Here is a 1,353-nt window from a genome sequence, read left to right as displayed (position 1 = left end):
GAAAGTAGGACATTGCCAGGCTCCAAATAAGAGAAACCCGTTACAGCGATGTAACGGGTTTTTTGCTGTCTGGGATTTAATAAATAGCCAGACCCATGGCTAACTCATCAGAGAAGTAAAACAGCTCGAAAGCGTGCACCGCATAAGGCCGCCCCGACGCAATAATAATGTAGCATTTGCTATGTGACTCTCTACCGCTGTGGGCACTACGACATTGCCAGGCTTCAAATACAAGAAAGCCCGACTCGAAAGAGCCGGGCTTTTTTACGTCCGCAGAAAAGTTAAATGCGGACAATTAATGCACACTCATCTACTTCTAGAATGTAGGTCGAGTGAGCGGAGCGACACCCGACGCTAAAAAACATCGATTTATAGTGTTCTTATCTCACGAGCTGGATTACCAGCAACAGCAGTATCCGCCTCTACATTTTTAGTTACTACAGAACCCGCACCAATAACACTGTTATCCTCAATGCATACGCCCGCTAAAATAATTGCACCTGCGCCAATCCATACGTTGTTGCCTATTGTAATAGGAGCAGTAAAGTTTTCTTTATTCAGTCGCTGTGTAGGGTTAACAGCATGGGATACAGTCAATAGCTGAACATTGGGGCCAATTAAACAGTCATCCCCAATGCTGATAGCTCCTTCACTAATTGGGGCATCTAATACCGTACAGTTAATGTTTATGAAGCTACGATCACCAATCGTTATTTGATTACCATAATCGCAATGAAAACCTGATTCTATAATTACGCCTTCACCGCATTGAGCGAATAGCTCTTTAATGCGTTTTAAATTACCTTTACTCGGGCTTTTATTAAAGAGTCGGCATATTTCGCCTGTTTGTTTACGTAGGGCTAAAAGCTCTTTGTTTAAGCTATTAAATGGCTGCATTAAAGTTTCTTCGTTTAGTTAAGAGATGCTGTGACTATTTTACCTTTATTATTACTTGTTGAAAGCTGCTTTATTTTTACTCGTTCACTTGCCATTTAATTAGTTTCGTTTAGAATTACACATCTTTCGAAACGAAACTTAATCTACGAGCTTTATGACCAAACGAAACACCCAGCAACGCCGTCATTTAATACTTACTCAGGTAAATGAGCTAGGTGAAGTGGCTGTTGAAAAGCTCGCTGAGCAGTTTCAAACATCTGAAGTAACCATTCGTAAAGATTTAACCGCGCTTGAAAAAAGTGGTCTGTTACTGCGCCGTTACGGTGGTGCTATTGCACTGCCTAAAGAAATTGTAAGTGACGAAATAGACTCTAAGCGAAAAGTAGCAATAGCAAAGGCTGCTGCAGCACTTATAAAAGATCATAACCGCATTATTATTGATAGCGGGCGTACTAC

At 41.2% G+C, this 1,353-nt stretch carries 2 protein-coding genes; one reads left to right on the top strand and one right to left on the bottom strand.

The features are described 5' to 3' along the window. Nucleotides 1–369 precede the first annotated feature (369 nt). Complete coding sequence (locus tag L650_RS0100785; RefSeq protein ID WP_029771813.1) at nucleotides 370–897, bottom strand: sugar O-acetyltransferase; 528 nt, start codon at nucleotides 895–897, stop codon at nucleotides 370–372. Nucleotides 898–1,051: 154 nt separating this feature from the next. Here L650_RS0100785 and L650_RS0100780 point away from each other — a divergent pair. Next, nucleotides 1,052–1,353: DeoR family transcriptional regulator (locus L650_RS0100780; protein ID WP_029771812.1), on the top strand; the 302-nt coding region annotated here is incomplete at its 3' end.

Origin of the sequence: Pseudoalteromonas sp. TB51 (assembly GCF_000498055.1) — a bacterium.
GTDB classification, from domain to species: Bacteria; Pseudomonadota; Gammaproteobacteria; order Enterobacterales; family Alteromonadaceae; genus Pseudoalteromonas; species Pseudoalteromonas atlantica.
Note: the sequence above shows the minus strand (reverse complement) of the source record. Positions and strands in the feature narration are given on the sequence as shown.